The organism is Cellulomonas sp. ACRRI (assembly GCF_022346185.1).
Classification (GTDB): domain Bacteria; phylum Actinomycetota; class Actinomycetes; order Actinomycetales; family Cellulomonadaceae; genus Cellulomonas.
This window is the reverse complement of record NZ_JAKRMS010000201.1, coordinates 1-4,513: the sequence shown is the minus strand read 5'-3', so window position 1 is coordinate 4,513 and position 4,513 is coordinate 1. Positions and strand designations below refer to the sequence as shown.

General features: G+C 72.7%; 3 protein-coding genes. All 3 read left to right on the top strand.

Features of this window, described 5'->3' with window-relative positions; genetic code table 11:
* Window positions 1-32 precede the first annotated feature (32 nt).
* Entirely contained in the window at window positions 33-1,766 is a 1,734-nt protein-coding gene (locus tag MHY85_RS20250) for an ABC transporter ATP-binding protein (RefSeq protein ID WP_239200088.1), read from the top strand.
* Complete coding sequence (locus tag MHY85_RS20245; protein ID WP_374234215.1) at window positions 1,763-3,814, top strand: ABC transporter ATP-binding protein; 2,052 nt, start codon at window positions 1,763-1,765, stop codon at window positions 3,812-3,814. The genes MHY85_RS20250 and MHY85_RS20245 overlap by 4 nt, the downstream gene beginning before the upstream one ends.
* 83 nt (window positions 3,815-3,897) lie before the next feature.
* On the top strand, window positions 3,898-4,513 hold a 616-nt coding region (locus MHY85_RS20240; protein ID WP_239200084.1), incomplete at its 3' end, for a sugar MFS transporter.

Below are 4,513 nucleotides of genomic sequence, written 5' to 3'. Positions count from 1 at the left end.
ACCCCGGCCCCGCCGCCCCCACCGGGAGACCCATGCTGCTCCGCCTGCTCCGGGACTACCTGAGGCCGTACCGGCCGCAGGTCGTCGCCGTGCTGCTGCTCCAGCTCGCGCAGACCATCGCGACGCTCTACCTGCCCAGCCTCAACGCCGACATCATCGACAAGGGCGTCGCCGTGGGCGACACCGGGTACATCATGCGGATCGGCGCCGTGATGCTCGGCGTCAGCCTGCTCCAGGTCGCCTGCTCGATCGCGGCGGTCTACTTCGGTGCCCGGGTCGCGATGGCGTTCGGCCGGGACCTGCGCGAGGGGCTGTTCACCCGCGTCCAGGACTTCTCCGCCCAGGAGATGGGCCAGTTCGGCGCGCCGTCGCTCATCACCCGCACCACCAACGACGTGCAGCAGGTGCAGATGGTCGCCCTGCTGTCGTTCACCATCATGCTGATGGCCCCGATCATGCTGGTCGGCGGCGTCGTCCTCGCGCTCCAGGAGGACGTGGCGCTGTCGGGGCTGCTGCTGGTCGTCGTGCCGGTGCTGGGCATCGTCGTCGGGCTGATCGTGAGCCGGATGGTGCCGTACTTCCGGATGATGCAGCAGCGCATCGACGCGATCAACCGGGTCATGCGCGAGCAGATCACCGGCCTGCGGGTCATCCGGGCGTTCGTGCGGGAGCGCCGCGAGGCTGCCCGGTTCGCCGAGGCCAACGACGCCCTGTTCGACACCTCGCTGCGGGTGGGTCGGCTCATGTCGCTGATGTTCCCGGCGGTCATGCTGATCATGAACCTGACGAGCGTCGGGGTGCTGTGGTTCGGCGCCGGCCGGATCGAGGCGGGCGACATGCAGATCGGCGCCCTGACGGCGTTCCTCAGCTACATCATGTACATCCTGATGGCGGTCATGATGTCGACGATGATGTTCGTGATGGTGCCCCGCGCCGTCGTGTCGTCGGAGCGGATCACGGCCGTCCTGGACACCGAGTCGTCGGTCGTCCCGGCGGCGGACCCCGTCCGGCTGGAGCGGCCGCAGGGCCGCCTGGAGCTGCGGGACGTCGAGTTCCGGTACCCGGGCGCCGAGCGCGCGGTGCTGCACGGCGTCGACCTGGTCGCCGAGCCGGGACGGACCACGGCGGTCATCGGGTCGACCGGCTCGGGCAAGACGACGCTGGTCAACCTGGTCCCGCGGCTGTTCGACGCGACGGCGGGGACGGTCACCGTCGACGGCGTGGACGTGCGGGACCTGGACCCCGAGGACCTCTGGTCGCTCGTGGGCCTCGTGCCGCAGCGGCCCTACCTGTTCAGCGGGACCGTCGCGTCGAACCTGCGGTACGGCAACCCCGACGCCACGGACGAGGACCTCTGGCACGCGCTCGAGGTCGCCCAGGCGCGGTCCTTCGTCGCCGAGATGCCGGGCGGCCTGGACGCCCCGATCGCCCAGGGCGGCACCAACGTGTCGGGCGGGCAGCGGCAGCGGCTCGCGATCGCCCGGGCGCTCGTGCGCAAGCCCGCGATCTACCTGTTCGACGACTCGTTCTCCGCGCTCGACTTCGCGACGGACGCCGCCCTGCGGGCCGCGCTGGTGCCGGAGACCCGACGCTCGGCGGTGGTCGTGGTCGCCCAGCGCGTCGCCACGATCCGCGACGCGGACCGGATCGTCGTGCTCGACGAGGGCGCGGTCGTCGGCGCCGGCACGCACGCCGAGCTGATGGCGTCGTGCACCACCTACCAGGAGATCGTGCTCTCCCAGCTGAGCGTCGAGGAGGCGGCATGAGCGCGCAGGACCAGAACCGGGACGTCGCCGGCGTGGCCCGCGACACCGCGACGGAGCCGCCCGCGCAGGCGTCGGCCGCCGCCGCGCCGGCCGCCCAGACCCCGCGCCGGATGCCCCGGCGGGGGATGGGCCCCGGCCCCGGCATGGGGATGGGCATGCCGGGCGAGAAGTCCCTGAACTTCAAGGCGTCCCTCGGCCGGCTGGTCGGCGTGCTGCGCCCGGAGTGGCCGAAGCTCGCGGCGGTGCTGCTGCTCGGCGTCGTCTCGGTGGCGCTCGCGGTCACCGGCCCGAAGGTGCTCGGCAACGCGACCAACGTGATCTTCAACGGCGTCGTCGGGTCGCAGCTGCCCGCCGGGGTGACCAAGGCCCAGGCGATCGAGGGACTGCGCGCCCAGGGCCAGGACCGGCTCGCCGACATGCTCGGCGGCATGGACGTGGTGCCCGGGCAGGGCATCGACTTCACCAGCCTGCGGAACCTGCTGCTCGCCGTCGTCGCGATCTACGTCGCCTCGGCGCTGTTCGGCTGGCTCCAGGGCTGGATCACGACCGGCGTGGTGCAGCGCGTGGTGTTCGGCCTCCGCGAGCAGGTCGAGGCCAAGCTCGGCCGGCTCCCGCTGAAGTACTTCGACGGGCAGCCGCGCGGCGAGGTGCTCAGCCGGGTCACCAACGACATCGACAACGTCGCGCAGACCCTGCAGCAGACCCTGTCCCAGCTGATCACGGCCGTGCTGACCGTCGTCGGCGTGCTCGGGATGATGTTCTGGATCTCGCCGCTGCTCGCGCTGGTCGCGCTGGTGACCATCCCGCTGTCGGTCGCCGTCACCACCGCCATCGCGAAGCGGTCCCAGCCGCAGTTCATCGGGCAGTGGACCTGGACCGGCAAGCTCAACGCCCACATCGAGGAGATGTACACCGGGCACGCGCTGGTGAAGGTGTTCGGCCGGCAGCGCCAGGCGGTGCAGGAGTTCCACGACCAGAACGCCGAGCTCTACGAGGCGTCCTTCAAGGCGCAGTTCATCTCGGGCATCATCCAGCCGGCGATGGGCTTCATCGCGAACCTCAACTACGTGATCGTCGCGGTGGTCGGCGGCCTGCGGGTGGCGTCCGGCAGCCTGACGCTCGGCGACGTGCAGGCGTTCATCCAGTACTCCCGCCAGTTCACGCAGCCGATCACGCAGATCGCCTCGATGATGAACCTGCTGCAGTCGGGCGTCGCGTCCGCCGAGCGGGTGTTCGAGCTGCTCGACTCCGAGGAGCAGGAACCCGACCCGGCCCGCCCGGCCCGGCTGCCCGAGCGGGTGCGGGGGCGCGTCGCGTTCGAGGACGTGTCCTTCCGGTACGTGCCGGAGACGCCGCTCATCGACGGCCTGTCCCTGGTCGCCGAGCCCGGGCAGACCGTCGCGATCGTCGGGCCCACCGGCGCCGGCAAGACCACGCTGGTCAACCTGCTCATGCGGTTCTACGAGATCGACGGCGGGCGGATCACCCTCGACGGCGTGGACACCCGGGACCTGACGCGGGACGACCTGCGGTCGCGGATCGGCATGGTGCTGCAGGACACGTGGCTGTTCGGCGGCACCATCCGCGACAACATCGCGTACGGGGTCGAGGACGTCCCGGAGGACCGGCTGGTCGAGGCCGCGGTCGCCACGCACGTCGACCAGTTCGTCCGGGCGCTGCCCGACGGCTACGACACCGTGATCGACGACGAGGCGGCCAACCTGTCGGCGGGGGAGAAGCAGCTGCTGACCATCGCCCGCGCGTTCCTCGCCGACCCGGCCATCCTGGTGCTCGACGAGGCGACGTCCTCGGTGGACACCCGGACCGAGGTGCTGGTCCAGCAGGCGATGAACGCCCTGCGGTCGGGCCGGACGTCGTTCGTCATCGCGCACCGCTTGTCGACCATCCGGGACGCGGACGTCATCCTCGTCATGGAGCACGGGTCGATCGTCGAGCAGGGCTCGCACGACGAGCTGCTGGCGGCCGGCGGCGCCTACGCCCGGCTGTACGCGAGCCAGTTCGCGGCGGCGGTGTCCGTGCAGGACTGAGCGGCGCACGCCCACCGGCCGCGGGCCGGGGTCCCGTCCCGGGGTCCCGGCCCGCGGCGTCGGCGGCCCGCTAGGGTCGGCGCGTGACGACGCAGCCACCGGCACCGGCGCCGCGGCTCCAGCGGGACCGGTTCACCCTCACCCTCGACGGCGTGTTCGTCACCTGGGGCTGGCTGCTGTACTCCTTCAACCCGAGCGTGCCGCTGCTCGCCGCCGAGCTCGGGGTGTCGAACGCCCAGGCCGGGCTGCACGGCACCGCGATGGCGGTCGGCGCGGTGCTCGCCGCCGCGCTGACGCCGTGGGCGGTGCCGCGGGTCGGCCGGCGGACGACCCTGGTCGGCGCGGGCGTGCTGATCGCCGCCGGGATCGCGCTGCTGACCACGGGGTCGACGCTGCCGGTCACGCTGTCCGCGATGGCGGTGGTGTCGCTCGGCGGCAACGTGGCGATCAGCGCGGCGCAGGCGGGGCTGGTGCTGCACCACGGGCGCACCGCCTCCGCCGCGGTCACCGAGGCCAACGGCGTCGGGTCGGGGATCGGGCTGCTCGGGCCGATCGCGGTGGGCGCGTGCGTCGCCGCGGGCTGGGGGTGGCGCCCGGCGGTGGCGGTGACCGCGGTGCTCGCGCTGGCGACGGCGGTCGCGGTGCGGCTGCTGCCCGCGGAGGGGGCGCTGAGCCGGCCGGGCGCGGGCGGCTCAGCGC

Excerpts from the sequence above, each read along its gene's own strand:
- MHY85_RS20245 (WP_374234215.1), top strand. The coding sequence starts at position 1,763 with ATGAGCGCGCAGGACCAGAACCGGGACGTCGCCGGCGTGGCCCGCGAC.
- MHY85_RS20250 (WP_239200088.1), top strand. The coding sequence starts at position 33 with ATGCTGCTCCGCCTGCTCCGGGACTACCTGAGGCCGTACCGGCCGCAG.